Source organism: Paenibacillus sp. (assembly GCF_048976745.1).
In the GTDB taxonomy this organism is placed as follows: domain Bacteria; phylum Bacillota; class Bacilli; order Paenibacillales; family Paenibacillaceae; genus Paenibacillus.
The window spans coordinates 443,271-469,582 of sequence record NZ_JBHGUU010000004.1; the positions used below are offsets into that span (position 1 = coordinate 443,271).

The following is a 26,312-nucleotide window of genomic DNA, read 5'->3' on the forward strand; positions in this document are numbered from 1 at the left end:
CAAATACGGGAGCAGTCTGCCAGAGCGGCAGATCTGTCAGTTGAGGAGCGTTGTACATGAAACAGACGATACACGCCTATGCCTTATACTTGGAAGATGATAAAGGGATGTCGAGCAGCACGCTTGAATCGTATCTCCGAGACGTGGACAAGTTCATTGAATTTGCAGATAAGGAATATGGCATACGTGAAGCCGATCAGGTCAGACGCACACATGTCGTCCTGTTTGCAGGTCAGCTCAAACAGGCAGGACGCGCCAATGCAACCATTGCCCGCAGCATCGTATCTCTGCGCTCCTACTTTCATTTTTTGATGCGGCGGGGGGATATTATACAGGACCCTACGTTTGATGTGGAAGCTCCCAAGGCGGACAAGACGCCACCACAGGTGTTAAGCATACAGGAGATTGAACAACTGCTGACAGCGCCTGATACTCGCTCACCACAGGGTGTAAGAGATCGAGCGATGCTTGAACTGTTATATGCGACAGGTATTCGGGTCTCAGAACTGATCGCGCTTGACATTCGGGATGTACAGCCAGGCATGCGCTTTATACGATGCGGTGGGGCGGGTAAGGAACGTATCCTTCCCATTGGTGCGCCTGCTGCACATTGGGCAAGTGTGTATTTGGAGGAATTCCGCAATAAGTTGCTCAAAACCGATTCGGACGAGCAGGCACTATTCGTGAATGTATCCGGCAGACGTCTAACCCGGCAGGGGTTCTGGAAGCTGCTCAAAAAAGCAGCAGTGGACGCGGGAATCTCGGAAGAAATCACGCCGCATACGCTGCGTCATTCGTTTGCGGCACACCTGATTGCGAATGGGGCGGATACACGTGCGGTTCAGGACATGCTGGGTCACGTGGAGCAGCCTGGACAACAATACGGCAATCACGGTCGTAAAACGATGAAAGAAATCTATGAAACCCATCATCCGAGGGCAAGATAGATTTTGACGCATGGCATTCACAAATAAATGCGGAACATTCGGCCGATTTAGGATAAAATAAATTGAATACATCTAAACGCCGTTATACATAAGCAGTTTGCATAAATTCGGATTGAATAGATTTTGCAAAATGCGTCTATAGACGGATCGTTTCAACTCAAGGAGGAACATACATCGCATGACAGCATTAAACCAACAAATGATTTCGGAAGCAGCATCTTATATTCAAAGCAAAAGCTCCATCAAGCCGGAAGTCGGTTTGATTTTGGGTTCAGGTCTTGGCGTACTGGCAGAACTGATTGAAGATGGTGTAAGCATCGCTTATCAGGATATTCCGCATTTTCCGGTGTCCACAGTAGAAGGACATGAAGGTGAACTATTGGTCGGAACCATTAAAGGTCGTCCAGTCGTGATGATGAAAGGCCGTTTCCACATGTACGAAGGATATGGTCCGGAATTGACAGCTTTCCCGGTACGGGTTATGAAAGAACTGGGTGTAAGTAGTCTGCTTGTAACCAATGCTGCGGGCGGCGTAAATACGTCGTATGAAGCTGGAGACTTGATGCTGATCTCTGATCACTTAAATCTCACAGGCAAAAATCCACTGATCGGACCAAATGACGCTGCACTGGGCGTGCGTTTTCCGGATCTGTCCGAAGCATATAGCCGCCGTTTGCGTGCGCTGGCGAAGGATACGGCCGCGTCACAAGGTTTTAACGTACGTGAAGGGGTATACGCAGGTATGCTTGGTCCGAACTACGAGACACCAGCAGAGATCAAAATGCTCCGTACATTGGGCGCAGACGCAGTGGGTATGTCCACTGTATCCGAAGTGATCGTGGCACGCCATGCAGGCTTGGAAGTACTTGGCATTTCCTGTATCAGCAACATGGCTGCCGGCATTCTGGACCAGCCACTGTCACATGATGAGGTGATGGAAACGACGGAGCGTGTTCGTGAGTCGTTCCTGGCGCTGGTATTGGCTGTAATTCCACAAATGTAAGCACGATTTGAGTAGATAAGGTTACCTCTTCGAATGAGAAATCATCGGGGGTAACCTTTTTTTGTTGTGTTAAACGTACGGTTATTCATTCATTGAGTGCATACGTTTTTTTTGCTTTGACCACAATTTCAATAAAAGTTCGGGAAATCATGCTTTACATGGAATAATTTACTGGAAACGGGCCGACAATGATTAGCAGTACATGCTTGGAACATGCAGTAAGCAAGTCATTTGAGGAGGTAACCTTGTGAAGAAAAGAATAATGGCATCGTTCATGACCCTTTGTATTCTGCTGTCCCTTTTGGCATCAACAGCATTGGCTGAAGAAACACCGAAGGCAGCGGGAGGAACGGATCTGGCCCCATCGGCACGTTCTGCGATCTTAATGGATGCAGACACCGGAACGGTCATTTATGAGAAAAACAGTCATGATCAGCTGCCTCCGGCGAGCATAACAAAGATTATGACCATGCTGCTTACGATCGAAGCGATCGACTCGGGCAAGCTGAAGCTGACGGACAAAGTAAGAACGAGTGAATATGCAGCTTCCATGGGCGGTTCGCAGATCTTTCTGGAGCCTGGGGAAGAAATGACAGTTGATGATATGTTAAAAGGGATCGCGATGGCTTCAGGCAATGATGCCTCAGTGGCTATGGCCGAGAAGATTGCTGGGTCGGAAGAAGCCTTTGTGCAGCTAATGAATGAGCGTGCGAAGGAGCTTGGCATGAAGGATACTCATTTTGCCAACTGTAACGGTCTTCCGGTTGATAATCATTATTCTTCTGCCCATGATATTGCCGTCATGAGCCGTGAACTGCTGAAACATTCCGGGATTACGAAGTACACCGGTGCCTATCAGGATTACCTTCGCAAAGATACGGAAAAGCCATTCTGGCTGGTGAATACGAACAAGCTGGTTCGTTTTTATCAAGGGGCAGACGGTTTGAAAACGGGTTACACGTCCGAAGCGAAATTCTGCCTGTCTGCAACGGCGTCCAAGGATGGACTGCGTGTCGTTTCCGTGGTACTTGGTGAACCAAATACCAAAACACGGAATAGCGAAGTGTCTTCGATGTTTGACTATGCCTTTAGTCAATATACGATGAAGGCTCTTTACAAGGCAGGGGATCTGCTGGGCAGTCTGAGAATCGAAAAAGGCGAAGTTGCCGAGTTGCCGCTGAATGCCACGCAAAATTATAGTGTGCTGATGCGCAAAGGAGCCAAATCCAACGACATCCGGCATGAATTGTTGGTTGCCAAAGAATTGAAAGCTCCGATCAAAGCCGGGCAAAGTATTGGTAAACTTGTGGTTTACCAGGGCAATGACGTAATTAAGGAGTTCGACATTCAGGCTCCGCAGGATGTGAATAAGGCGGGCTGGTGGAAGCTGTTCAAGCGGACAACATCCAACCTGTTTGACTAAACGGCGATTTCCGCGAGTTGCACGCATCCTTCGAACATATTTTGTAGTTAAATAGGGGTTTTCTTCTAGTTTTGTCGGGGGGCAGGAAAAGCCTTCGGAAGCGTAGAAATCCTTGTTCAAGACAGGGAGGAGAGTGAGCAAACGTGAACTTGCATGTGGAAATGGAACACCATCGCGGGATTCTGATTGTACGATTATCCGGGGAGCTGGATCACCATACAGCTGACATGGTACGGATGCAGATGGATGAAGCCATCCAGCGGAGACAAAGCGAGCATCTCGTACTCAGCCTGAAAGATCTGCAATTTATGGACAGTTCGGGTCTGGGTGTCATTTTGGGAAGATACAAGCTCATTAAGAATAAAGGCGGCAAGATGGTGGTGTGTGACGTTAATTCGCCGGTGTACCGTTTGCTGGAAATGTCGGGTCTGTTCAAGATTATGCCGATATACGAAAATGAGGGAACTGCTCTCTCAGGTCTGGAGGTCGTCTCATGAATGAAGGAACAGGGACAAATTTCATGAATCTGCAATTCGCGGCCAAGTCAGAGAATGAATCGTTTGCACGGGTAACCGTTGCTGCGTTTATCTCCCAGCTTGATCCAACGATGGACGAGCTCAGTGACCTGAAGACGGTCATTTCGGAAGCCGTGACCAACAGCATCATCCACGGATACAACAACAACGCCGAAGGTGTTGTGTCCATCCAGGCCGAGATTCGGGAAGACATGATTACGATTATTGTGGAAGATCGCGGTGAAGGAATTGAAGATCTTGAACTGGCCAAGCAGCCGCTATATACGTCCAAACCCGAACTTGAGCGGTCGGGCATGGGCTTCACCATTATGGAAAACTTCATGGATGAATTCGAAGTCAGCAGTGAGCCCGGCAGAGGCACCTCCATCAAGATGAAAAAAAGGATTGAATCCAAGAAAGCATTGTATAATTAGGGGTTGGTGTTCTTATGGATGCTGAAGTGAAACCATCTTCACAGACCTATTTGGACGATGCCGAGGTCAAACGGCTGATTGCGCTCAGTCAGTCGGGTGACCATGTTTCACGGGATACGCTGGTGAACTGCAACATCAGACTCGTCTGGTCCGTCGTACAGCGTTTTATGAACAGGGGATATGATCCGGAAGATCTGTTCCAGATTGGTTGTATCGGTCTGCTCAAGTCAGTGGACAAATTTGATCTCAGTTATGACGTAAAGTTCTCAACCTACGCGGTACCGATGATCATCGGAGAAATCCAGCGCTTCCTGCGGGATGACGGTACCTTGAAGGTCAGTCGTTCACTGAAAGAGATGGCGAATAAAGTCCGCAAAAAAAGGGACGAACTGTCCAAACATCTGGATCGTCTGCCAACGATCAAGGAAGTTGCCGCAGAGCTGGGAGTAACCCCGGAGGAAGTCGTATTTGCCCAGGAAGCGAACAAACCACCGACCTCGATCCATGAGACGGTATTTGAGAATGACGGGGATCCGATCACGTTAATGGATCAGATTGCCGACGAGTCTCAGGAACGTTGGTTTGACAAACTGGCGCTGAATGAAGCCATCGGTGGTCTCAGCGAGCGGGAGCGATTGATCGTCTATCTTCGGTATTACCGGGATCAGACCCAGTCCGAGGTTGCCAGCAGGCTGGGAATATCTCAGGTGCAGGTATCCCGTCTGGAGAAAAAAATACTGCAATCCATCCGCGACCAGATCGCGCAGTGATTCGGGGATTGCAACAACAATATTGGCGTTTATACACCAATATACGACAACTAACAACCTTCTATCGCGCTTTATGGCGAGGGAGGTTATTTGTTGTTAGAGAAATCAACTCAATATTCTCCTCTTTTAATTCATTCCCCTGCCCACTCCCCAGCATATTAATTACAAACCTATGGAAACGGGAGGACGAATGGTAGCGGAGGGATGGAATTGGTCAAAAGGAGCGAAGTGTGAGGACTCATCTAAGGATACATAAGCAACGTAGGCGGCAGATTAGACCTGAAGAAGCGAAGCGTTCGCCTTTGTCTCCAAGTTTCTAACACTTAGAAATCAATCAAAAGAATTTGGAGACAACAGCGATCAGAAGGTTGGTCTGCCGTCGGAGTGTCTGCGTGTATCCTCCCCGAGCAACAGCGACCAATGACGGATCCATCCCGCAGCGTCAACTCACCCTCCTCACGATCTTTTTCCAACCAATTTGTAATAAATTTGCACATTCTTCAAATACTAACCTAAATTACGCAGTAAAGGAGTGCTATGGATGTCCCAGACACCCACTCCAATGGTCTACGTTCGACTGCGCAGCCGTATTCGCATCCAGAGGGGCAGAGCAGTCAAGCTTGGAGACATTGCACATGTACTGACCTCTTCTGAAGACCAGGAGGGCAGGCTACTGGAGCTTGAACTTATACGCCCTGGACCGGAGGATGGCAATCTGATCCTCATTGATATATTACAGATTATTCCCCGAATTCGGCACATCTTGCCGGAGGTAAGTGTGGAACTGATGGGATCAGGTCATACGTTGGTTGAAGTCATCGCGGGAAATGGTCAACCGTCCAAGTCCCTGTTCATTCTGGTTTGGCTACTGCTGTTCTTTGGATCAGCCTTAACGATCATGAATTTTCATGCCGATGTGAACATGCAGGAAGTACAGATTCGAATTGTGGAGATGCTGACTGGGCATCGGGACGAACATCCCTATCTGTTCCAAGTGGCGTATTCCATAGGCATTGGATTCGGAATGGCAGTATTTTTTAATCATTTGTTCAAGAAAAAGTGGAATGAGGAGCCTACCCCGCTGGAAGTGGAGATGTTTCTATACCAGCAAAATGTAGATAAATATGTGGTGATTGAAGAAAGCGAACGGATGCATGAGCAGGAACGCAGGGAGATGAATGCGGATGAGCGTTCTTAATGGAGCAATCAGCATTGTATTGGGTGTTGCAGGGGGGATTGCCGTAGGAAGCGGCGTAATTGCGCTCATTCTGGTGCTCGATATGATTCCCAGGTTGGCTCAACTTACGCAATCGTATGACAAGACTCACTGGTACGAAGGAGCGCTAATAGGTGGTTCACTGCTTGGGACGGTGGCGGACTTCTGGCACTGGAAAATGCCTGGGGTGCTGTTGCTCAGCCCGATCGTTGGTTTGTTCTGTGGTGTGTTCATCGGTCTGCTCGCCGCAGCACTCACCGAGGTGCTTAATGTACTGCCCGTGCTAGCCAAACGATTAGGCATGAAACCTTATTTGTTTGGATTACTGCTAGCCATGATTTTGGGCAAAATGACAGGTTCCCTGTTTGATTTTTTTATATATCAGCGGTAACTCGTGGCCATAGGAGGATGGAAGATGGATGAACAAACAGAGCACACAGGCCAGGACAATAGCGAAGGTGTAACGGAAGAGATGTTACACAAGTCTGCTTATGAGATTCGGAAGGAAGAAGAGAAGAAAGCGTACAGTAAGAAAAAACAAAATGAGATGTCCGATAGTATTGAGGAATCCGTACAATATTGGCAGGAAAACGATGATATATCCCCTCGGATGAGTGAGAATAGATATACACTGCAACAGGTGCTGGGGCTCGGAGAATCGTTCGACGTGAATATGAGGGAAATGGTCCTGGGAGGCAAGCATGTTGGATTGCTGATGATCACCGGTTTCGCCAAGGATGAGATTTTGCTTGAAGTGTTGAAAAGACTGACCTATCTCACGCCGGATGACGTGTCCGGACATGCTCTCAAGTCGTATTTTGAATGTTACATTCCCCATATCCAGGTGGAAAAAGTCGAGAAGATGAGTGCGGTGATCAACAAGGTTCTTACCGGTATGAGCGCAATGTTCGTTGAAGGGGACCGTTCGGTTTTAATTATGGATACCCGGAGTTATCCGGTCCGTTCGCCGGAAGAACCTTCATTGGAAAGGGTAGTTCGCGGTTCGAGAGACGGTTTTACCGAAACACTCCTGACCAATGTGACCTTGGTGCGCCGTAGAATACGCGACCCTGGACTGAAATTTGAGATCATGCAGGTGGGGCGGAGAACTCAAACTGATGTCTGCGTGGTGTACATTGACGATATTGTGGATAAAGTGCAAGTGGATTCGGTCCGTGAAAAAATTCAACGGGTGGATATCGATGGTATTCCCTCCGCCGATAAACAGTTGGAGGAAGCGATTATCAACAAGGGATGGAATCCGTTTCCACTCGTTCGTTACTCGGAACGACCGGATGTTACAGCCTCCCATTTGCTGGAAGGACGAGTGGTCATTTTTGTAGACACATCCCCCAGTGTGATGATTCTGCCTACGACCTTCTTCGACCTGTGTGAGCATGCGGAGGAGAACAGACAGACGGCCTTGATGGGAACGTATTTACGATGGGTGCGTTTTGCAGGGATTCTCATATCGTTGTTTTTGCTACCACTATGGCTTCTGATGGTTATTGACCCTTCGATTAAACCGATGGGACTCGACTTCATTGGTCCGCAGGAAAATGTAAAGCTACCGCTGATTCTACAGTTTTTACTGATCGAACTTGGCGTCGATTTATTACGGATGGCAGCGGTTCATACGCCTACACCTCTGGCCTCGGCAATGGGCTTGATCGCGGCAATTCTAGTCGGGGATATCGCTGTCAAAACAGGATATTTTGTCAATGAGGTTGTACTGTATATGGCTATCGCAGCCATCGGCATGTTTGCCACGCCGAGTTACGAGCTTGGACTTGCCAACAGGCTGGTCAGGTTGGTTCTGTTAGTCGCTGTTGCGATATTCAAGGTTCCGGGATTGGTAGTGGGCAGTACATTGCTCATATTGGCGCTCACCATTCACCGATCGTACAATTCATCGTATCTCTGGCCTTTTATACCGTTTAATGCAAAGGCCCTGGGCAACTTTTTATTCCGGCTTCCGCTATTGGAAAATAAAAAACGTCCATCATTCAACAAAACCCGTGACAACACTAAAATGTCCGATGATCCGGACGGTGAACTGCGAAAAAGTAAAAAACACAAATGATCTTCCGAAAAATCCATTCATCTCGCTGCCTAATTTGATATACTGGTGTAAAATCATTGGAATAGCAACTGTTCCAGTATATAAAAAAGTGAGGAATGCAGATTATGTATTTACATGGTACAAGTAAGATAAATGCACAAGGACATCTGGAGATTGGCGGAGTTGATGCAACAGCTCTGAAAGAACAATTTGGAACTCCCCTGTATGTTGTGGACGAGCAATTGGTTCGCGAGCGTTGCAGAGAGTACATGGAAGCCTTCCGTGCTTCCGGATTGGGCTTCCAGGTCGCATACGCAAGTAAAGCATTCTGTGTAATGGCGATGTGTGCCCTTGCAGCTGAAGAAGGACTTTCCCTGGATGTTGTGTCTGATGGTGAACTGTTTACTGCACTGCAAGCAGGATTCCCGGCTGAGCGCATTCATTTCCACGGTAACAACAAAACGCTGGAAGAAATCGAAATGGCTCTGGATGCGGAGATTGGATGCTTTGTTGTTGATAACTTCAATGAATTGCATCTATTGCAGGCTGTAGCAGCGGACAAAAATCGTAAAGTAAACATTTTGCTTCGTGTGACGCCTGGTGTTGAGGCCCATACGCATGAATATATTTCCACAGGTCAAACGGATTCCAAATTTGGATTTGATATCGGCAATGGTACAGCATTTGAAGCGATTGACTTGGCTTCCAAGCAGTCTAACCTGGTATTGCTGGGTGTGCATTCCCACATCGGTTCCCAGATCTTCGAAGTTGAAGGTTTCCAGATGGCTGTTCAACGTGTTGCTGAATTTGCAGCAAGCGTATATGAGCGTCTTAATGTTGCTTTCAAAGTGGTTAACCTGGGTGGTGGATTTGGAATCCGTTATATCGACGGAGATACGCCGCTTGAAGTTGCGCAATACGTGAAGGCTATTACAGACGCAGTTAAAAATCATTTTGCCCAAATCGGTTATGCCGTACCTGAGATCTGGGTTGAACCAGGCCGCAGCATCGTGGGTGAAGCGGGAACAACGCTGTATACCGTTGGAACAAGCAAAGACATTCCAGGCGTGCGTAAATACGTTGCCGTTGATGGGGGTATGACCGATAACCCACGTCCTGCTTTGTATGAATCCAAGTACGAAGCTGTGCTTGCCAACCGTGCAAATGAGGCTGCTCAGGAAACGGTATCTGTTGCAGGTAAATGCTGCGAGAGTGGCGATATGCTGATCTGGGATCTGGACTTGCCAAAAGTGGAAAGTGGCGATCTGCTCGCTGTAGCTTGCACAGGCGCTTATAACTACTCCATGGCGAGCAACTACAACCGGATTCGTCGTCCAGCTGTTGTATTTGTCAAAGACGGTCAAGGAGATGTCGTCGTACGCCGTGAGACGTATCAAGATATCATCCAGAATGACCTTGTACCCGCGCGTATTGGCAAACAGCCCGTAACTCGCTAATTTGTCAAAAGATAATGCGTTTCTGCATTATTCAGGATATATGGGTTTTACAGTTGAAGCAGATGAAAAGGGCACTTCCTTTTTCATCTGCTTTTTGTGTATTTGAGCTAAATCATGAAAAAAATTGTTGTTTTTTTTGCGATCCAGTCATTTTCGGTGTACACTAAGAAAAGTGCTGTAAGGCTTGGCCCAGGGTCATGCATTCTGGCACCATTAACGATGGTCAATACGAAAGGAGTCATTTACATATGGCGAAACAAGCGAAAATTAAATTGGCAAACGGCGGAGAAGTTCTGATCGATCTGTTCGATCAAGAAGCTCCAAACACAGTCGCAAACTTTGAGAAACTGGCTAACTCCGGTTTTTACAATGGTCTTACATTCCACCGCGTTATCCCGGGCTTCGTAGCTCAAGGCGGATGCCCTAACGGTACAGGTGCAGGGGGCCCAGGTTACACAATCAACTGTGAAATCAACCCGAACAAACATGAGCGCGGAACACTTGCTATGGCACATGCTGGCCGTAACACAGGTGGAAGCCAGTTCTACATCTGCTACCAACCGCAACCACATTTGGATGGACAACATACTGTATTTGGTAAAGTAACTAAAGGTATGGAGTTCGTGGACGCTTTGGAAGGTAAAGACAAAATGGAGACTGTTGAAGTTGTAGAAGCTTAATACCTTCACCTTAACTAGATCCAAACATGAAGTGCTTCTTTTATAGAAGCACTTTTTTTATTTTGTACCATATTTGAAATGGCTGATAAGAAAGGATGAATGAACCTTGGATATGGTTACCCAGCTAAGCTTGTTAAAACAAATTTATAGTGAGCGTACGGTGTGGGATGAAGAACTGAAGGCATCGCGACATATCGTTCCGGATAGTCTACCCGTAAAGGATCGAGAAACGCTTGAGGCAGCTGGGCATGAACCGAATCGATTTAAACGTCCGCAGCATGATGAAACGATTACCGAGCTGAAGAAACTTGCAAATCAATGGACCGTAGAGGACGGCGCACAGGCTTTTGTCGCATCGATGTGGTCAGCACCCATGATCTGGCGCTCGTTGCTTACGGGTAAGCTTATTGCGAGCAGTATGCCCAGCCATGAACATACGCCATATCCATCATCGAGCACTTGTAAGATCTGCGGATTAAGCGTAGATCAAGCAACCGACACGACGTTGCAATGGTACTGGCGGATGATCAATGGAACACCTTTGGACGGTGATCCTTTTGGATATGTGTTGGCACTACGAGAGCTAGCTGCCGTGCAGGAGCTTCCAATACCCAATGAATACGACCGCTGGACATTCCGCGCAGTGTTAACAGTGCTACGCGAATTACCTCCCAAAACACGTTACAGCAAGGCAGCAGCAGCACTCAAGAAGCAACGCCTTTTGCCTACCCAAAAAGAATATGCCTACCGTGATTTGCTGGAGACGTTAGCTCTGATGGGCATATTGGATACGCCGGAACATCCCGGCATGATTACGGAATTCACTTCTTACATACAGCGTGACGAGCGTCCCAATGTGCGTGTTGAGGTACAGGCACCTCTGGCGTGGTGGGACTCCTCTGTAGGAATTAATGAGAACAACCTGAACAAAATATTCCATGATTTTGATCTGAGTAATATATCTCTTGCGGATAAGCCTGAAGAGAGCCCGCCTGTTAAGGAAACGATCCTGGGGGCATTGGAGAAGATGAGAAGTGTTCGCGGAAAAGTACCCAAGCCATCTCCTGATGCAGGTACCGGGGAGGTACAGTCTGGAGATGTGTATGCTGTTCGGGTCCGGGAAGGCGTATGGGTTACAGTGTATTGTCATGAAGTTAGAGACAAGCGTGTCATTGTCGAATATCTGGATGGTGTCTTTCCAGAGATGCCGGGAAAATCAGATTTGCATGGGACGTTTCGACCAAGAACGAGTGGACGCTGGCAATGCTCGGCTATCGCAATCGATTCCACAAGTTGGGTCAGAAGAGTGGCAAGAGAGTTCCCGATTCCTGACTCGCCCCTGCAAGAACCTGACCGCATTCCATTTCATAATGCCAAAGATTTGAAGCATATGGCGAGCTGGTGTTTTCCTGATATGTAGAATGATGTGATGGATCTGAGAAGGATGTAAACTAAAATCGTGTCTCTTCGTGAGATGCGGTTTTTTCTGTATCTTAGCTTATTAAAAGTTAGTATGTGACAAAAAGGAACAAAAAACAATTGATTTTTTGGCATTAAAGTGCTAACATCCAAGTAATAACGAAAGCAATCCTTCAGGGCAGGGTGCAATTCCCTACCGGCGGTGATGCAGGAAGTGTAAGGACACATGTCCAGCACTTGATGCAAAGTCCGTGACCTGTCTGCCTGTGGCAGATGGCTGATCTGGTGTAATTCCAGAACCGACAGTATAGTCTGGATGGGAGAAGGAGAGGTGCAGACCTAACAGGTTTGCATTCAGCAGGAGTATTGCTGTACAGTCACGATTTGTCATGTCTTGCACTGTGCAGGGAAGATCCGGACACGCCGGGCAGTTCCATACATATGCCACACGATAAGAGCTCTTTACCTGTAATTGATTTTCATTAAGGTATGTGTCTATTTTCACTTGCCCGAAATGAAGTTTTGGGCAACGTGTTGGCGTGCTGTATCCATATTACTCCTGCTGGTGACATTTGTCTCTCATCATCCCCATCGAACTGATTGTTCGACGGGGATTTTTTAATAAAATAGACTTTAAACCGCGGGGTGAACGGATTTGGAAATGATCAATGATGAATTTTATATGGCACTGGCATTGGATATGGCGGAACGAGCACAAGGACAGACGGGGATTAATCCGGTCGTTGGTTGTGTAGTTGTGAAAGAGGGGCGTATTGTAGGTCTGGGGAGCCATCTGAAACGTGGAACCGGTCATGCGGAGGTGCATGCACTTAACATGGCAGGCAGCGATGCAGAAGGAAGTACGGTATACGTTACACTTGAGCCCTGTAGTCATTATGGCAAGACGCCACCTTGTAGTGAACGCCTGATTCATGAAAAGGTCAAACGTGTTGTCGTATGTTGTGAAGATCCAAATCCGCAAGTATCCGGCAGGGGCATCAGCATGCTTCGTCAACAAGGCATTGAAGTGGAAGTTGGCGTACTGCGTGAACGTGGAAGACGCATGAATGAAAAATTCATTAAATTTATTACAACGGGTTTACCTTTCGTGACACTGAAGACAGCTACGACTTTGGATGGGAAAATTGCTACTCGCAGCGGAGACAGCAAGTGGATCTCCAACGAGTCTGCTCGTGAGATCGTGCATGCCCTTCGTCATCGTCACCAAGGCATTATGGTTGGCGTCGACACGGTGATCGCAGATAATCCGGAGCTTACAACCCGTTTGCAAGTGGAAGGCATTAGCCCGGTGCGCATTGTGGTGGATTCCAAGTTGCGTCTTCCTGTAGGTGCCAAAATGGTTAAGGATGGTCTTGCTCCAACATGGGTACTGACTACAGACGAAGCCAGTCCTGAAGCTGCTGAACGTTTGGAAGCTTACGGTGTTGAAATTATACGCTGTGGTCCCGGACCACGTGTGGATCTGTTAAACGGACTTAGCAAGTTGGGTGAACGTGAGATTGGTTCGATTTTGCTTGAAGGTGGAGGCACTCTCAATGGAGCCATGCTGGAGGCACGGTTGGTCGATCGACTGCTCATGTTTATCGCTCCGAAGATCGTAGGTGGTTATGATACACCTGGAAGTTTCCGCTTCGAAGGTGTGGAACGGATGAATCAGGCGATTCAATTGAATCAGTTGGAGATCGAAAAAGTTGGAGATAATATCAGCATTGGCGGTATTCCGGTGTGGCCTGAATAAATAAATGAATTTTAAAGAAACAATGTAGATTCTTTATAAATTAAAGAAGGGAGGCGGCAGCATGTTTACCGGTTTGGTGGAAGAAGTTGGTCAGATCCGGCGTATTGGTCGGAAAGGCGAAGCGATGGTCCTGAATATCGGAGCTTCCGCCATCATGGACGGTCTGAAGATTGGTGATAGTGTAGCAGTGAACGGCGTATGTTTAACTGCAACAACGCTGGAAGGCGGAGGTTTTACTGCCGACGTTATGCCTGAAACCTATCGCCATACCAATCTCAGTCAGCTGCAATCTGGCAGCAAAGTTAATCTGGAGCGGGCCATGCAATCTGGCGGTCGTTTTGGCGGACATATCGTTCAGGGCCATGTTGATGGTACCGGAGTGATTGGCGGTATAACACGTGATCAGAATGCGATTGTGTTTGAGATCAAACCTGATGATCACCAGTTGTTTAAATATCTGATCCCCAAAGGATCGGTTACACTGGATGGCATCAGCTTGACCGTTGTCCATACAACGGATACCGCATTCACGGTTTCCATTATCCCGCATACCATTGGTGAAACTGTACTAAATGTGAAAAAGACAGGGGATACCATTAATATCGAATGTGATATTTTGGGCAAATATGTGGATCATCTGCTCCAGTATGGGAGAGGGCATCGAGAGACGGGTGCTGGCAAGCCGCGCAGTATCAGTGAAGATTTTCTCGCCAATCACGGATTTGCATAAATAGAGAACAGAAATAAACTGGAGGTGGACCCATGTCAGAACAATCCATTCTGGATACGATAGAAGAAGCCATATATGATCTCATGCGTGGCAAACCCGTCATTGTTGTGGATGATGAAGATCGGGAGAATGAAGGCGATTTTATCGCTTTGGCCGAAAAGGCAACACCTGAAGTCATTAATTTCATGATTACTGAAGGTAGAGGTCTGGTCTGTGTTCCGATTACACAACAACGTGCGGACGAACTTAACCTGAAACCGATGGTTCAACAAAATACGGATTTCCATGGTACAGCCTTCACCGTCTCTGTGGACCACAAAGATACGACAACAGGTATCTCGGCACATGAACGCTCGATTACCGTGAAAGGTCTGATCGATCCTGAAGCGAAAGCTGGGGACTTCCGTAAGCCTGGTCACATGTTCCCGCTGATTGCAAAAGATGGCGGTGTACTTCGTCGTGCCGGGCATACAGAAGCGGCGGTAGATTTGGCCATTATGTGTGGTTCATATCCCGCAGGCGTGATCTGTGAAGTGATTAAGGAAGATGGCACAATGGCCAGACTTCCGGATCTGCAGGAGATTGCCCGCAAACATGATCTGAAGCTGATCAGTATTCAGGACATGATTCGTTACCGTAACGAAAAAGAGCAGCTGGTCCAACGTGAAGTGGCTGTACGTATGCCAACGGACTTTGGCGAGTTTCAAGCGGTGGCCTATACAAACGCTGTGGACAACAAGGAGCATGTGGCGCTGGTTAAAGGCGAAATAGATGGTTCCAAACCCGTACTTGTACGTGTGCACTCTGAATGTTTGACTGGCGATGTATTCCATTCCCATCGTTGTGACTGTGGTCCTCAGTTTGATGCGGCACTTAAACAGATTAACGAGGAAGGCAACGGCGTTCTGCTCTATATGAGACAGGAAGGTCGGGGCATTGGGCTCATCAACAAGCTCAAAGCCTACAAGCTGCAAGAGGAAGGTATGGATACTGTGGATGCAAACCTGAAGCTGGGCTTTGCTGCAGATTTGCGTGATTACGGGATTGGTGCCCAAATTCTGAAAGACCTTGGGGTTCGTCAGATCAGACTGCTAACTAACAATCCCCGTAAAATTAAAGGCCTGGAAGGATATGGACTTGAAGTTGTAGAGCGTGTTGCGATCCAGATGGAAGAAAACGAGGACAATACGGTATATCTTCATACAAAACAAGCCAAGCTGGGGCATATGCTCAAGTTTGATGATATCGAGCAGAACGAAGAGTAAATGCGTTGTAGAGGAACAAATTCCACCATGTAATTTATGGAAGTGATTCCTTCTGAATTAGTTACTTACATTAATATTATACCGTTAGGGAGATGACTTGAATGCCACAATTTTTTGAAGGACATTTAGTATCAGAAGGATCAAGATATGGAGTTGTTGTTGGACGTTTTAACGAATTCATCACAAGCAAATTGCTTAGTGGAGCACTTGATGCATTCAAACGTCACGGCGTTCAGGATGATGAAGTGGATGTAGCCTGGGTTCCAGGGGCGTTCGAAATCCCCTTGATTGCGCAGAAAATGGCAGAGAGCGGCAAGTATGATGCAGTGATTACCCTGGGAACCGTTATTCGTGGATCAACTACGCATTACGATTATGTGTGCAACGAGATGGCTAAAGGGGTAGCCGCAATTAACCTCAAAACAGGCGTGCCTACGATCTTCGGACTGGTTACGACAGAAAATATTGAACAAGCGATTGAACGTGCCGGAACCAAGGCGGGTAACAAAGGTTGGGATGCAGCTACCGCGGCAATTGAGATGGCAAACTTGACGAAACAGCTAAAATAGTGCTTATTTAATAGTAGTGCCCTGCTTTGCGCAGACGAACACGGGAAACCGGATTCGGACGGCTTAGCAGGGTTTTGTATTTTTCTGGCGGGAGGATTCGTCTAGTGACGGTAGTTACATACAAACTGGAGACTTTTGAAGGGCCTTTGGATCTGTTGCTTCATCTGATTGATAAGGCTGAAATTCATATCCAGGATATTCCCATCAGCGATATTACCGATCAATACATGGCGTATCTGCATTCAATGCAGGAACTGGAACTGGATATTACGAGTGAATTTCTGGTCATGGCTGCAACATTGCTGTCGATCAAGAGCAAACTTTTACTGCCCAAACCACCGGTAATTGAGGACTTCGAGGATTATGATTTTATGGAAGAAGAAGATTATGATCCACGTGCAGAGCTGATTGCACGTCTGATAGAATATCGCAAGTACAAGGGAATTGCGCGTCATCTGCATGAGCGGGAGTGGGAACGCAGCCTTATATTTTCCAAAGAGCCCGAGGATCTGCGCCCCTATATGCCCGTAGAAGCCCAATCGAACCCGGTTGAGGGTTTACACACCTCTGACCTGATTGCAGCATTTCAGAAGGCCCTACGCAAGGCTGAGAAGCGCACAACGGTCACCCGGATCAAACGAGATGAGATTTCGGTTAAGGACCGGATTCGGGATGTCATCGGCGCTTTGGAAAGTATGGGGCCGGGAGGCAGACTGTTATTCTCCAAATTGATGGATGAACATATCTATCGCCATGAGATTGTTGTGACTTTTCTGGCGGTGCTGGAACTGATGAAGATGAAGCAGATTGTCTGTTATCAGGAACGGATGTTTGAGGATATCGTTATGGAGTGGAGAGGGGAAACAAAGAATCATGGATTTTCCGAAATTGAAATCGATTATTGAAGGCCTGCTGTTTTTGTCCGGAGAAGAGGGGCTGAGCATCAAACAAATTGCCGAGATCGTCGACCAGCGAGTGGAACTTGTAACGGACGCGATTGAGGAGATGATTCATGAATTTTCACAGCAGGGACGAGGTGTACAGATTCTCAAGATCGCTGGCGTAGTTCAACTGGGCACCTTGCCTGAACATGCTATATATTTTGAGAAACTGGCGTACTCTCCAGCACGAACGTCCTTATCCCAGGCGGCGCTGGAGACGTTGGCTATTGTGGCATACCGGCAGCCGATTACCCGGGTTGAGATTGAAGAAATTCGCGGTGTGAAATCAGAGCGGGCCATTCATACACTTGTGAATAAGGATCTGATTATTGAAGTGGGACGAGCTGAGGCGATTGGACGACCCATTCTGTATGGAACGACCAAGTCATTCCTGGATTATTTCGGATTGGCTTCCATTAAAGATCTTCCGGAACCAGGCTTATTCGAAGATTCGGAAAACCTGGAGGAAGAGACACAACTGTTATTCAACAAACTGGATTTGCAACAACTGGAACCGGAAAGTGCTGATCCGGCGGATGATGCGAGTCAATTTGACAACGAAGACGATAATACGGATTCATCTTTTTAATTGGAAGTTCATACAAACCGACATCCATCAGTGGAGTCGGTTTTTTTGTGTAACAAAACTGAAATGGGATTTTTAGGTCAGACGTGAATTTTTTCCTATCCAGAGTGCCATACTAGACGAGAAAAGAATTGAGGGCTTGGAGGTAAGGCCTGTGTGGATTTGGCTTGGAGGAATCGGTTTGTTGTTCGCATTGCTGATTGCCGCAGTCCTCATCTCAAATGTTCATGTACATTTTACATTCAACAAACATAAAAGTGATGATTACGCCAATATTAATGTTCGTTTTCTCTATGGAATTGTGCGGATTAACTATGAGATCCCAAGTATTGTTTTTCGCAATATGAAGGAAGGTTTTCTGGTCAAGACCGAACAATCCATGAATCATTCCAGAGGGGAGGCACTGGGAAGCGAGCGGGTCAACAAACGCAAAGTCAAAAAGTGGGCTAAAGATGTGAAAATTATGCTTAGGGCGACGGATGCACTCAAGCTGTGGCTTAAGCAAACACTCACACGCGTACATATGACTCAACTGTCCTGGGCTACCCACATCGGCGTTGGTGATGCAGCATATACAGCGGTGCTGACGGGCTGGGTGTGGAGTATCAAGTCGATTATTATTGGTTTTCTCACCTATCAGATCCGCTTTGATGAAACACCCGTGCTCCAGGTTATGCCGGTATGGTCGGATGAAATGGAATTCAGAACGGAGCTTGATTTCAGAGTTAAAATTCGGATTACAGCTGTTTTGATCGCTGGAGTTACACTACTCACTCGTGTGCTTCAAGTTGAAGGCGGATGGCGGATGTGGTTCAAGCTTCTTCAGGAACTGCGCAGCAGGCATAAGGCGAAGCAAAAGAAAAAGCTTAGTGGGACAACACTATAGATGCCCATCTTAGCCGGTCTGATTTTGGGAATATGAGGTTGGGGTTCGGTGAATGTACTTAAAATGCATATTTACATAAGTCCCTTCAAGTTTGGGGATGATATGGTTAGATCAAACCTAGCTTACATTGAAACTGGAGGGAAATTAAATGTCAGATCATCCAATTCAAGGCTTAATGGAAACCGCAATGGAAAATATCAAGGCCATGGTGGATGTCAATACAATTGTTGGCGATGCAGTCGAAACACCTGATGGTACCGTGATTTTACCTATTAGTAAGGTTGGATTCGGATTTGCTGCCGGTGGCAGTGATTTTCACGTCAATGGAGAAAGTCATGGCAAAAGTGGTACTACAGGTACCTCTGCTGAACATGCCAGTTCAGCCAAAGTGGCTTCTCCATTTGGCGGCGGTAGTGGCGGCGGTGTATCCATACGTCCTATTGCGTTTCTGGTAGTAGGCAAACAGGGTGTACACATTGTACCACTCGATAATTCAACACATCTGTTTGAGAAACTCATTGACTCTACTCCTTATGTTCTGGATCGAATTCAAGGCATGTTCCAACGTAATACAACCTCAACGAATACAACAGGTGTACCGGTTACACCAGATCCATCAACGTATAGCTGAATCATTTCGTCCTGATCCCTCCCGCATCATGCGGTGAGGGATTTTTGCTGTTTGTATAGCGGGTGGTGAATGTTTTTTCGGAGGTTTTTGTATTCCATGAGACTTATGTCTGTGATCCGCCTAACCTAGACATGAAATAGGTTATTGAAGGGGGAACGTTAATGCACAGAGACACCGTTTTTATGGTTTTGCTTGGCTGGCTGTTATCTGCAGTCGTGTATTTGGTAGGAGGAATTGATCACCTGTTTATTGCAGTGACCATCTTTGTGGGGCTGGATTACATCACAGGGGTGCTGTCTGCATGGTACAGGAAGGAGTTATCCAGCAGGGTTGGATGGTGGGGGCTTGCTCGTAAGTCATTGACATTTGTTTTTGTCATTATTGCACATCAACTGGATATGGTTGCAGGCAATTCCAATGATTTTATGAGAGATGCAATGTTAATGTTCATTATTGGTACAGAAGGAATCAGTATATTGGAGAACCTGGGGAAACTGGGCCTGCCTGTACCGAAGTTTATCACTTCAGCTCTCTTTAAGCTTCGAGGCAATGAAGATCAAGTTGAAGACGAGGAGAAGGTGTCATGATACAGATCATCAAGGATTACATACCTGTGAATAAATACAGTCGAGCCGGACTGAAATTAAAAGCGAAACGTGGAATTGTGATGCATTATACGGCTTCTCCCGGAGCGCCCGCCAAAAATATTAGTAAGTACTTTGCAAGTTTGGCACAGCAAGATTTCAATAAGGTAGTGAAAAGCCGTTATGCAAGTGCACATTACTCGGTAGATCGAACGACGATTTATAACAGTCTCCCGGATGATGAACTAGCCTATCACTGCGGGAGTACAACATACACGAAGGAAGCTCTAACCAAACTTGGGACATATCCGAACAATAGTACAGTGGGTATTGAGATGTGTATTGAAAAGGATGGCAGTATTCATGAAGATACATTTAATAACGTTGTAGACCTCGCGGTATACCTAATCAGGGAACGGGGCTTTCCACCCGTCTTCTTTACACATAAAGAAGTGGTTGGATGGAAGGAATGCCCGTTGCCTTGGATTAAACAACCAGGTGAATATGAAAGATTTAAACAAGCAGTACATATAAAATTAAACCCACTACAAGAAATAGCAGTCACGGAGGATGATGATATGAATTCGGTTCTGGATTATGCACAATGGGCCTGGAATGAACTTGATCAGTACATTGGAGATGCCTACAACGACAAGGTGATTGAAGATTGGGCATGGGTAGAGAAGGTACGCAAGAAGAAGTTAACCTATGGAGAGCTGCTGTTACTGAAGGTTTTAATTGATGAGCGCAGACGTAAAAAGTCCTGACCCAAAGTACATCTCAGATAGAGGTTATGCCTGTCTGCTGGTTAACCAGGAGTTAAAGTGTGCTGGATCTTTCAAAAAATAAAAATATTGTACAATCACGATATGATCAGGATACTCAAGTTCATATTGGGTCTGAATCGAGGATTCATTGACGACTCCAATAACAGCGAGTTGATTTGTTTCGATCTCATGGGGTGTTGTGGGTGAGCTCATATAACCATCCTTTCGTATATTAAGTCAGAGTCAACAGGGGCGACGGAGATGTCCGTGGTCCCTAGATGACCTATACGAGACAGGATGAGGAAGGTTAAGCTGATCCGGTTCAAAACGGGTTAAAATTCATAAATATAATAAAGCAGAACCCCACATCGAATGTAATGTGGGGTTCTGCTTATGTAACTACTCTTTTGAGAACGTTTCAAGGGCCTCATCTGTAAGATGGAGTTCTGCGAAAGCCCTGCATATCTTTTGGAAAGATCTAATCGTATTTGTCTCGTACAACATCTCAATGGGATCAAAGCCCAACATAACAAGCGAATCCACAAGTTCTGTCTGATCTACTTCCGCATGGTGGAGCGCTTCAAGCATGGTTTCAATAACTACTAGAAATAAAATGGCTTTATTCACTGTCTCGATCGGTGTCCCCTCCTTTGTAATACTACTAGAATAAGCGGAGGAGGACGGAAAATAACGAAAAAGTCCAATTTCTTAGTGATGAATCTATTCAATCTAAAAGTGTGGAGAGAATAATTGGTTGATGTAAATTAAAATCTGATGATAAGCTCTCCCCTTGTATGTAAGATTAAGCTTTTTCGTTTACTTCGTGGATAATGGAATCAACTAATTCATCATCAATCAGCGTGCCAGCTTTTTCGAGTGCCAACAGAATACCTTGCGGTTGTTCAAAAAATACTGTAGAGAGAATAGGGGCAACCTCATCTAGATTAATCTTCTCAGCTTTGACCATACTGATCAAGGCAACCACGATCTCATGTCCCTCCACGTTACCTTCCATAAATCTTGTTCTTAGATGAGTTGCTACTATTTCGGTCTTTGACTGCGAGTACGCCATTACATTTCCCTCCAACGGTTTGAATATCTTAGCAGAGCTCCTCTTCATGCAAGTTTAAACCAGGTTAGATTAGGAGTTATCTTAACAATAATAAGGCAGATAGTTTAATTTATCAACAGCCACTAAGTCAATAAAATTGGATTGGAATCACCGTTTTATCCAGTAAAAAAGACCCGGCGAGGGTCATTTTTTGGGTCTGCCTTCCCAATAATCAGGGAATCCGTTGTAATCCCAGGCGTTCAGATTTTCGCTGTCGGCTTGAATCGCAACATCTGCTCCGGAACCAAAGTCAACACCTACGGTTTGCAGTTCTTTAGCCTTAATAACCAGTACCTTTCCGGGTGCACCTGCACATACTAGAGCAAGCTTCCAAGGTGTCTGTTGGTAAATATGTTCCATTTGTTTGGATGCGGTGCTCACATGAGACCACGAGGGGCAGTCCACCGTTCCCACGATGCTTGTCCACCCGTATCTCCGCTCCAGAACTTCTCGATATTGTTCGGCCTTGGCTCCGCAGAGCAGAATAGGCATGGTCTTAAATGTTTCATAGAATAACTTGAATCGGGCGATGTAATTATTCTCAAAAGCATAGAAGGTCTCCCGGGGTTCAACCTTGTAATAGGCAAGGCACATATCGAATAACGGTTTGAAATACCAGTGATCTGTCTGGATCAGATGTCCGACGTAATCCGCTTGTCGCAGGCAGTGTACGATAATTTCTCTCGCACTCGCATTGGGTAAGGTTATGCCGCAATAGGTAGGATCGTTCAACCAGCCGTAATGAGACTTGATGAAATCCATAGTCAGAACGGTGTCGTGAGCCAGAATGGTGTTGGAAGCATCCCCAAATCGAACAGAAGCATGGGCTTCTCCATCAGAGGCCAGTTGGAACCAGGTGCGGATTAAATCTACACTCCCCAGCATGCATGTCACCTTCTTCCCATGTGTGAATAATGGTTTCTTCAGTATACATATTCATCAACTCCTTCTGTATTAGAATAGGAAAAATGCCTCGTTCTCTCTCTTCTTTCGAGGAATCACTCCTTTTTTATTCCACGTGCGAAGGTTATTGAGGAACAGTCTAGACTAGATAAAAAGGAAGAGGGGATGGACTGTGAAAAACGTATTTATAGGTAGTCCTGTACGAAATCGGGCTTGGATTATGGAACGGCACTTGCAATCACTTGAGCAACAAGGAGTGCAGAAGCATTATATGTACATCCTGAATGATAGTGAAGATCAGACGGAGCATATCCTTGATCATCATCAGGTTCCTTATCTGACTCATCATCTGGGGAGAACATATGGTCATATGCGTGGACAATATTCCTATCAAAACCTGGCGTTGTTGAGAAATAAGCTTCTGGATGAGTTTCTGAAATCGGACTGTGATTATCTGTTCTCGATTGATACGGATATCATCATTCCTGAGGGTAGCCTGCGGCAGTTGATGGATAATGACAAGGATGTATGTTCCATGCTTATACGGAATCATCCTAAATTGAAGGCTCATAATGCCATGATCGGCGGAAAACATATCCCTGAATTCAAAGCGGGCATGTTCCCGGTAGATCTGACAGGTGCCGTATATTTGATTAAGCGCGAAGTGGTTGAAGCAGGCGTTCGATATGGTTCACATCCAACAGGCGAAGATGCTCCATTCTGTGAGCAAGCACGAAGACTGGGATTTGAACTATACGTAGACACCCGGCTGCGTCCCGTTCATGTCTACGCGGAAGGGGTGGAGTTGATTGCTCAATTGGCTGCTTCGTAGAAAGCAACGAGAAAATCCGGTTTTTGAAAGTATAGAAATGACGATTGTTTACCCGCCAGCACTTGACTGGAACCTCCTGTTCCAGCGACCCCAGCAATTGATGACGGCTTTCTCCCATATTCCGGGTATACGGGCCATCTTTATCAATGAAGAAACGTACAGAAAGCAGAGCCGTCCGATTGAAAAGTTAAATGAGGATCTGTTCCTTGTGCAGAAAGGTGTGAATTACGATCACCTGGTCAAAGGAAAGAAGGTACTCTGGTTCTCGAATCCAGGTCAGTACAATTATTCGGATGGACGGAAGTTTGATTTTACCGTATTTGATTACCTTGATAATTCGGCTGACGAATTTGCTGTGTGGAAATCTTATATACCGAAATGCTTTGACCGTGCAGATCTTATTGCCACGACTGCCAAGGTGATGTACGAGGCACATAAATATGACGGCAAACCAATCTTTATGTGCCCTAACGGGGCAGATTACCACCATTTTGAGAAAGCGCGGGCAATTCTACCGAAACCGGCGGACTTCCCTAAGGTTCATGATGGGCAAAAGGTTGTAGGTTTCCACGGGGCCATGGCATCGTGGGTCGACTATTCGCTGATTACTGCGATTGCAAATAAAGGGTATCATGTCGTTTTGATTGGAAACAATGTCCTCTATCAAAAAAACATTGTACATCCCAATGTGACTTGTCTTCCGCACAAAGATTATAAAGTACTTCCCGCCTACATTGCTCAATTCGATGTCTGTATCGTGCCATTCAAGCTGACGGAAATGATCCGAGGCTGTGATCCGATCAAGTATTACGAATATTTGTCTGCGGGCAAACCTGTGTTGACGACACGTATGGAGGAAATCGTTCATAAGTACAGCGATGTAACTTACTTTATGAATCAGCATAATTGCGGTGTGATGTTGGAGAAAGCCATTCGGGAGAATAGTGCTTCCAAAATAGCAGCACGAGTAAGAGTGGCTAAGTCTAATAGCTGGGATGGCAGGGCTATGAATGCCGTGAAGATGATTAATCAGGTCATGGGGGGCAGAAATCATGAAAAAGATATTTAAACGAATGTTTGGTAGCCAATCGACTACACCGACCATTGAACTTGCAGAAATAGAGATTGACGCGACGGAGTTCAATGTTACGACATACACCCCAAACATGGATACAACGATTGTGTATCTACCTGCGATCGATTTTCATAGTGAACGATTCGGGCGTCGACCGCAGCGGCTGTTAAAAGCACTCGCGGAAGTTGGCTACAATGTAATATATATCAACTCTAATGATGAGTTCTATCAGGTTGATGCCTTGGAGTATCCTCATCCAGAGCTTCCAAACTTTGTCGTAGCCCGTGTGGGTCAGAATGTACGTCCGCTGTTTCAGGGAGATCGCGTGATCTACTGGGTGAACGATAGCCGGCTGGTAAGTTCGGTCGAGACAGCATATCCTGATCTGGTCGTATTTGATTCGTTGACCGATCCGGAGCAATATGAGAAGCATAAACACAAGATGGAAGCTGTTGCTGACGTTGTCTTCATTACACCTGAGAGAATCTATGAGCATGGCAAATACTGCTCACATGTTCATCTGGTTACTGCCGATGAATTTGAGATCAAGGAACGTGCGGAACAGGTAGCGCAAATTATTGATGCTTTGCCAAACAGAACGGCCCCTCTAATGTAGGGGTCTTTTCTTTGATCTTTATAGGACTATTCCTTTTGCAAAGATGACGGGGCTAATCGTGCTTCAATATATTTCGTTTACATTATCGTTAGGGATTGAAGATAGCGTTCTACACTATAAAAAGCAGAGACGGCGAACAGCCAGACGGGTTAAACGAAATGGATCTCCCGATCATCAAGTCATTTAACCTGATTCCGGCTTAAGCAAGTCTCCGTAGCTAAAATTACATACTATCCTAAGGAGTGGACTGTTCAATGGCTAAAAAAATGATTATCAAAGGTGTAGGTACGTTTATGGCTAAACGCCTTCCAAAAGATCCGATGGGCGAAATTGAGGTAGTTACCCTGGGTACCCTGCAAGATCTGAAAATTGATCTTAACGTGGAGCTTGAGGACATCTTTGGTGGTGACGGTCTGTTCGCCATTGATGTACTGGTGAAGTCCAAATCGATTGAAGTGTCGGCAACAGATGCCAAATTCGATCTGGATGCGATCCAGCTGATGATGGGTTCAACGGTACAAGAACAAGTGAAGTCTTATGTATGGGTGCTGAATGAGCAGTCTACAGTGGTTGCAGGCGTTTCCAATTCCGGATTTGCGGAAGCCAAACCGAAGCATGCAAGTGATATCTATGGAAGTAACGGTGACATTACGGTTCGTCTCAAAGATTCCAACACGTTGCTGAAACAACTCACTACTAAAGGAACGGCCGTAGAACCCAATGCGTTCTTCTACGACGAAGCGAATGGTGTAGTTATTCTGAATGCTGCCCATATCGGTAAAGAGGTTGTGCTGAACTACAAACGTGATGAAATTGTAGACATGGTTGATCTGTTGGTTGATGAAGTTCCATTCCCGATCTCCGTCATCCATCACGGTACGTTCCAGCAAAAAGATGGTTTGTATGCAGGGGTTGAAACCGAGCTGTTCATGTGCCGTGCAAAAGGAACATTCAGCATCAATGCCCAGCGCGCTGCCGCTTCTGCATCTGCAATCTCCTTGCAGATTCTTGATCCTGAACGTGCTGACGGAAAAATTGGCAGTATCAAACGCTTCAGCGCACCAAGCAAGATCTAACATCTGAATAAGGTTGATTGCTCCTGGCAAGGTATCAAACGGCATCTGTGTCCTC

General features: G+C 46.2%; 29 protein-coding genes and 1 riboswitch. Of the genes, 26 read left to right on the forward strand and 3 right to left on the reverse strand.

All coding sequences use genetic code 11. The features are described from left to right. The first annotated feature begins 56 nt into the window (after positions 1-56). The 22 genes from ACE3K2_RS02850 (at position 57) to ACE3K2_RS02955 (ending at position 20,644) form a co-directional block, all read left to right on the forward strand. The gene (locus ACE3K2_RS02850; protein WP_421886467.1) at positions 57-947 is read left to right on the forward strand and encodes a tyrosine recombinase; all 891 of its coding nucleotides are present in this window, start codon (positions 57-59) and stop codon (positions 945-947) included. A 178-nt stretch (positions 948-1,125) separates the two neighbouring features. Continuing rightward, complete coding sequence (locus ACE3K2_RS02855; protein ID WP_062835238.1) at positions 1,126-1,950, forward strand: purine-nucleoside phosphorylase; 825 nt, start codon at positions 1,126-1,128, stop codon at positions 1,948-1,950. A 247-nt stretch (positions 1,951-2,197) separates the two neighbouring features. Further along, entirely contained in the window at positions 2,198-3,373 is a 1,176-nt protein-coding gene (locus ACE3K2_RS02860) for a D-alanyl-D-alanine carboxypeptidase family protein (protein WP_421886470.1), read from the forward strand. 143 nt (positions 3,374-3,516) lie between these two features. Next, positions 3,517-3,870 carry an anti-sigma F factor antagonist gene (spoIIAA, locus tag ACE3K2_RS02865; protein ID WP_017687636.1) on the forward strand — a complete coding sequence of 118 codons (354 nt, stop codon included), beginning with the start codon at positions 3,517-3,519 and terminating at the stop codon, positions 3,868-3,870. After that, entirely contained in the window at positions 3,867-4,322 is a 456-nt protein-coding gene (gene spoIIAB, locus ACE3K2_RS02870) for an anti-sigma F factor (protein ID WP_421886473.1), read from the forward strand. The genes spoIIAA and spoIIAB overlap by 4 nt, the downstream gene beginning before the upstream one ends. Before the next feature lie 14 nt (positions 4,323-4,336). Continuing rightward, on the forward strand, positions 4,337-5,092 hold the full coding sequence (sigF, locus tag ACE3K2_RS02875) for an RNA polymerase sporulation sigma factor SigF (protein ID WP_036607856.1): 756 nt from the start codon (positions 4,337-4,339) through the stop codon (positions 5,090-5,092). A 541-nt stretch (positions 5,093-5,633) separates the two neighbouring features. After that, entirely contained in the window at positions 5,634-6,290 is a 657-nt protein-coding gene (locus ACE3K2_RS02880) for a stage V sporulation protein AA (protein WP_421886476.1), read from the forward strand. Continuing rightward, positions 6,277-6,699: a stage V sporulation protein AB gene (locus ACE3K2_RS02885; protein WP_421886479.1), complete on the forward strand. Its 423-nt coding sequence runs from the start codon at positions 6,277-6,279 to the stop codon at positions 6,697-6,699. Before ACE3K2_RS02880 ends, ACE3K2_RS02885 begins: the two co-directional genes overlap by 14 nt. 81 nt (positions 6,700-6,780) lie before the next feature. Then, positions 6,781-8,391 (forward strand): spore germination protein, encoded by a 1,611-nt coding sequence (locus ACE3K2_RS02890; protein ID WP_421886882.1) that lies wholly within the window; start codon positions 6,781-6,783, stop codon positions 8,389-8,391. A gap of 104 nt (positions 8,392-8,495) precedes the next feature. Then, positions 8,496-9,827 carry a diaminopimelate decarboxylase gene (gene lysA, locus ACE3K2_RS02895; RefSeq protein ID WP_421886482.1) on the forward strand — a complete coding sequence of 444 codons (1,332 nt, stop codon included), beginning with the start codon at positions 8,496-8,498 and terminating at the stop codon, positions 9,825-9,827. Between the two features lie 248 nt (positions 9,828-10,075). Continuing rightward, positions 10,076-10,507: a peptidylprolyl isomerase gene (locus tag ACE3K2_RS02900; protein WP_253438709.1), complete on the forward strand. Its 432-nt coding sequence runs from the start codon at positions 10,076-10,078 to the stop codon at positions 10,505-10,507. A 112-nt stretch (positions 10,508-10,619) separates the two neighbouring features. Continuing rightward, positions 10,620-11,927, forward strand: a complete 1,308-nt coding sequence (locus ACE3K2_RS02905; protein WP_421886884.1) for a hypothetical protein — start codon at positions 10,620-10,622, stop codon at positions 11,925-11,927. A 164-nt stretch (positions 11,928-12,091) separates the two neighbouring features. Further along, positions 12,092-12,258, forward strand: a riboswitch (FMN riboswitch). Between the two features lie 323 nt (positions 12,259-12,581). Then, positions 12,582-13,685, forward strand: coding sequence for a bifunctional diaminohydroxyphosphoribosylaminopyrimidine deaminase/5-amino-6-(5-phosphoribosylamino)uracil reductase RibD (gene ribD, locus ACE3K2_RS02910; protein WP_421886485.1), 1,104 nt, complete (start codon positions 12,582-12,584; stop codon positions 13,683-13,685). A 61-nt stretch (positions 13,686-13,746) separates the two neighbouring features. Then, positions 13,747-14,415 carry a riboflavin synthase gene (gene ribE / locus ACE3K2_RS02915; RefSeq protein ID WP_421886488.1) on the forward strand — a complete coding sequence of 223 codons (669 nt, stop codon included), beginning with the start codon at positions 13,747-13,749 and terminating at the stop codon, positions 14,413-14,415. A 32-nt stretch (positions 14,416-14,447) separates the two neighbouring features. Beyond that, entirely contained in the window at positions 14,448-15,680 is a 1,233-nt protein-coding gene (locus ACE3K2_RS02920) for a bifunctional 3,4-dihydroxy-2-butanone-4-phosphate synthase/GTP cyclohydrolase II (protein WP_421886491.1), read from the forward strand. Positions 15,681-15,781: 101 nt separating this feature from the next. Continuing rightward, on the forward strand, positions 15,782-16,249 hold the full coding sequence (gene ribE, locus ACE3K2_RS02925; RefSeq protein ID WP_421886493.1) for a 6,7-dimethyl-8-ribityllumazine synthase: 468 nt from the start codon (positions 15,782-15,784) through the stop codon (positions 16,247-16,249). Between the two features lie 104 nt (positions 16,250-16,353). After that, positions 16,354-17,154 (forward strand): segregation and condensation protein A, encoded by an 801-nt coding sequence (locus ACE3K2_RS02930; RefSeq protein ID WP_076328266.1) that lies wholly within the window; start codon positions 16,354-16,356, stop codon positions 17,152-17,154. Beyond that, a complete protein-coding gene (gene scpB / locus ACE3K2_RS02935; protein WP_421886496.1) occupies positions 17,123-17,779 on the forward strand; it encodes an SMC-Scp complex subunit ScpB in 657 nt (218 codons plus the stop codon). Before ACE3K2_RS02930 ends, scpB begins: the two co-directional genes overlap by 32 nt. A 151-nt stretch (positions 17,780-17,930) precedes the next feature. Next, positions 17,931-18,662, forward strand: coding sequence for a DUF2953 domain-containing protein (locus ACE3K2_RS02940; RefSeq protein ID WP_421886499.1), 732 nt, complete (start codon positions 17,931-17,933; stop codon positions 18,660-18,662). Positions 18,663-18,810: 148 nt separating this feature from the next. Beyond that, on the forward strand, positions 18,811-19,293 hold the full coding sequence (gene ytfJ / locus ACE3K2_RS02945) for a GerW family sporulation protein (RefSeq protein ID WP_421886502.1): 483 nt from the start codon (positions 18,811-18,813) through the stop codon (positions 19,291-19,293). A gap of 161 nt (positions 19,294-19,454) precedes the next feature. Next, positions 19,455-19,880 carry a phage holin family protein gene (locus ACE3K2_RS02950; RefSeq protein ID WP_421886504.1) on the forward strand — a complete coding sequence of 142 codons (426 nt, stop codon included), beginning with the start codon at positions 19,455-19,457 and terminating at the stop codon, positions 19,878-19,880. After that, entirely contained in the window at positions 19,877-20,644 is a 768-nt protein-coding gene (locus tag ACE3K2_RS02955) for an N-acetylmuramoyl-L-alanine amidase family protein (RefSeq protein ID WP_421886508.1), read from the forward strand. Before ACE3K2_RS02950 ends, ACE3K2_RS02955 begins: the two co-directional genes overlap by 4 nt. 24 nt (positions 20,645-20,668) lie before the next feature. Here ACE3K2_RS02955 and ACE3K2_RS02960 read toward each other — a convergent pair whose 3' ends face one another. The 3 genes from ACE3K2_RS02960 to ACE3K2_RS02970 all read right to left on the reverse strand — a co-directional run bounded on the left by ACE3K2_RS02960 (position 20,669) and on the right by ACE3K2_RS02970 (position 22,640). Next, complete coding sequence (locus tag ACE3K2_RS02960; protein WP_421886511.1) at positions 20,669-20,857, reverse strand: hypothetical protein; 189 nt, start codon at positions 20,855-20,857, stop codon at positions 20,669-20,671. A 589-nt stretch (positions 20,858-21,446) separates the two neighbouring features. Further along, positions 21,447-21,716 (reverse strand): hypothetical protein, encoded by a 270-nt coding sequence (locus ACE3K2_RS02965; RefSeq protein WP_421886514.1) that lies wholly within the window; start codon positions 21,714-21,716, stop codon positions 21,447-21,449. A gap of 183 nt (positions 21,717-21,899) precedes the next feature. Beyond that, a complete protein-coding gene (locus ACE3K2_RS02970) occupies positions 21,900-22,640 on the reverse strand; it encodes a GT-D fold domain-containing glycosyltransferase (RefSeq protein ID WP_421886516.1) in 741 nt (246 codons plus the stop codon). 190 nt (positions 22,641-22,830) lie between these two features. Here ACE3K2_RS02970 and ACE3K2_RS02975 point away from each other — a divergent pair, with 190 nt between their 5' ends. The 4 genes from ACE3K2_RS02975 to ACE3K2_RS02990 all read left to right on the forward strand — a co-directional run bounded on the left by ACE3K2_RS02975 (position 22,831) and on the right by ACE3K2_RS02990 (position 26,257). Next, entirely contained in the window at positions 22,831-23,490 is a 660-nt protein-coding gene (locus ACE3K2_RS02975) for a glycosyltransferase family 2 protein (protein WP_421886519.1), read from the forward strand. After that, positions 23,468-24,559, forward strand: a complete 1,092-nt coding sequence (locus ACE3K2_RS02980; RefSeq protein ID WP_421886522.1) for a glycosyltransferase — start codon at positions 23,468-23,470, stop codon at positions 24,557-24,559. The genes ACE3K2_RS02975 and ACE3K2_RS02980 overlap by 23 nt, the downstream gene beginning before the upstream one ends. Next, complete coding sequence (locus tag ACE3K2_RS02985; protein WP_421886525.1) at positions 24,543-25,181, forward strand: hypothetical protein; 639 nt, start codon at positions 24,543-24,545, stop codon at positions 25,179-25,181. The genes ACE3K2_RS02980 and ACE3K2_RS02985 overlap by 17 nt, the downstream gene beginning before the upstream one ends. 254 nt (positions 25,182-25,435) lie before the next feature. Continuing rightward, complete coding sequence (locus ACE3K2_RS02990) at positions 25,436-26,257, forward strand: hypothetical protein (protein ID WP_421886528.1); 822 nt, start codon at positions 25,436-25,438, stop codon at positions 26,255-26,257. Positions 26,258-26,312: the final 55 nt, after the last annotated feature.

Excerpts from the sequence above, each read along its gene's own strand:
- ACE3K2_RS02850 (WP_421886467.1), top strand. The coding sequence starts at position 57 with ATGAAACAGACGATACACGCCTATGCCTTATACTTGGAAGATGATAAA.
- ACE3K2_RS02855 (WP_062835238.1), top strand. The coding sequence starts at position 1,126 with ATGACAGCATTAAACCAACAAATGATTTCGGAAGCAGCATCTTATATT.
- spoIIAB (WP_421886473.1), top strand. The coding sequence starts at position 3,867 with ATGAATGAAGGAACAGGGACAAATTTCATGAATCTGCAATTCGCGGCC.
- sigF (WP_036607856.1), top strand. The coding sequence starts at position 4,337 with ATGGATGCTGAAGTGAAACCATCTTCACAGACCTATTTGGACGATGCC.
- ACE3K2_RS02880 (WP_421886476.1), top strand. The coding sequence starts at position 5,634 with ATGTCCCAGACACCCACTCCAATGGTCTACGTTCGACTGCGCAGCCGT.
- ACE3K2_RS02885 (WP_421886479.1), top strand. The coding sequence starts at position 6,277 with ATGAGCGTTCTTAATGGAGCAATCAGCATTGTATTGGGTGTTGCAGGG.
- ACE3K2_RS02890 (WP_421886882.1), top strand. The coding sequence starts at position 6,781 with ATGTTACACAAGTCTGCTTATGAGATTCGGAAGGAAGAAGAGAAGAAA.
- lysA (WP_421886482.1), top strand. The coding sequence starts at position 8,496 with ATGTATTTACATGGTACAAGTAAGATAAATGCACAAGGACATCTGGAG.
- ACE3K2_RS02900 (WP_253438709.1), top strand. The coding sequence starts at position 10,076 with ATGGCGAAACAAGCGAAAATTAAATTGGCAAACGGCGGAGAAGTTCTG.
- ACE3K2_RS02905 (WP_421886884.1), top strand. The coding sequence starts at position 10,620 with ATGGTTACCCAGCTAAGCTTGTTAAAACAAATTTATAGTGAGCGTACG.
- ribE (WP_421886488.1), top strand. The coding sequence starts at position 13,747 with ATGTTTACCGGTTTGGTGGAAGAAGTTGGTCAGATCCGGCGTATTGGT.
- ACE3K2_RS02920 (WP_421886491.1), top strand. The coding sequence starts at position 14,448 with ATGTCAGAACAATCCATTCTGGATACGATAGAAGAAGCCATATATGAT.
- ribE (WP_421886493.1), top strand. The coding sequence starts at position 15,782 with ATGCCACAATTTTTTGAAGGACATTTAGTATCAGAAGGATCAAGATAT.
- scpB (WP_421886496.1), top strand. The coding sequence starts at position 17,123 with ATGGATTTTCCGAAATTGAAATCGATTATTGAAGGCCTGCTGTTTTTG.
- ytfJ (WP_421886502.1), top strand. The coding sequence starts at position 18,811 with ATGTCAGATCATCCAATTCAAGGCTTAATGGAAACCGCAATGGAAAAT.
- ACE3K2_RS02950 (WP_421886504.1), top strand. The coding sequence starts at position 19,455 with ATGCACAGAGACACCGTTTTTATGGTTTTGCTTGGCTGGCTGTTATCT.
- ACE3K2_RS02955 (WP_421886508.1), top strand. The coding sequence starts at position 19,877 with ATGATACAGATCATCAAGGATTACATACCTGTGAATAAATACAGTCGA.
- ACE3K2_RS02960 (WP_421886511.1), bottom strand. The coding sequence starts at position 20,857 with ATGAGCTCACCCACAACACCCCATGAGATCGAAACAAATCAACTCGCT.
- ACE3K2_RS02965 (WP_421886514.1), bottom strand. The coding sequence starts at position 21,716 with ATGGCGTACTCGCAGTCAAAGACCGAAATAGTAGCAACTCATCTAAGA.
- ACE3K2_RS02970 (WP_421886516.1), bottom strand. The coding sequence starts at position 22,640 with ATGCTGGGGAGTGTAGATTTAATCCGCACCTGGTTCCAACTGGCCTCT.
- ACE3K2_RS02985 (WP_421886525.1), top strand. The coding sequence starts at position 24,543 with ATGAAAAAGATATTTAAACGAATGTTTGGTAGCCAATCGACTACACCG.
- ACE3K2_RS02990 (WP_421886528.1), top strand. The coding sequence starts at position 25,436 with ATGGCTAAAAAAATGATTATCAAAGGTGTAGGTACGTTTATGGCTAAA.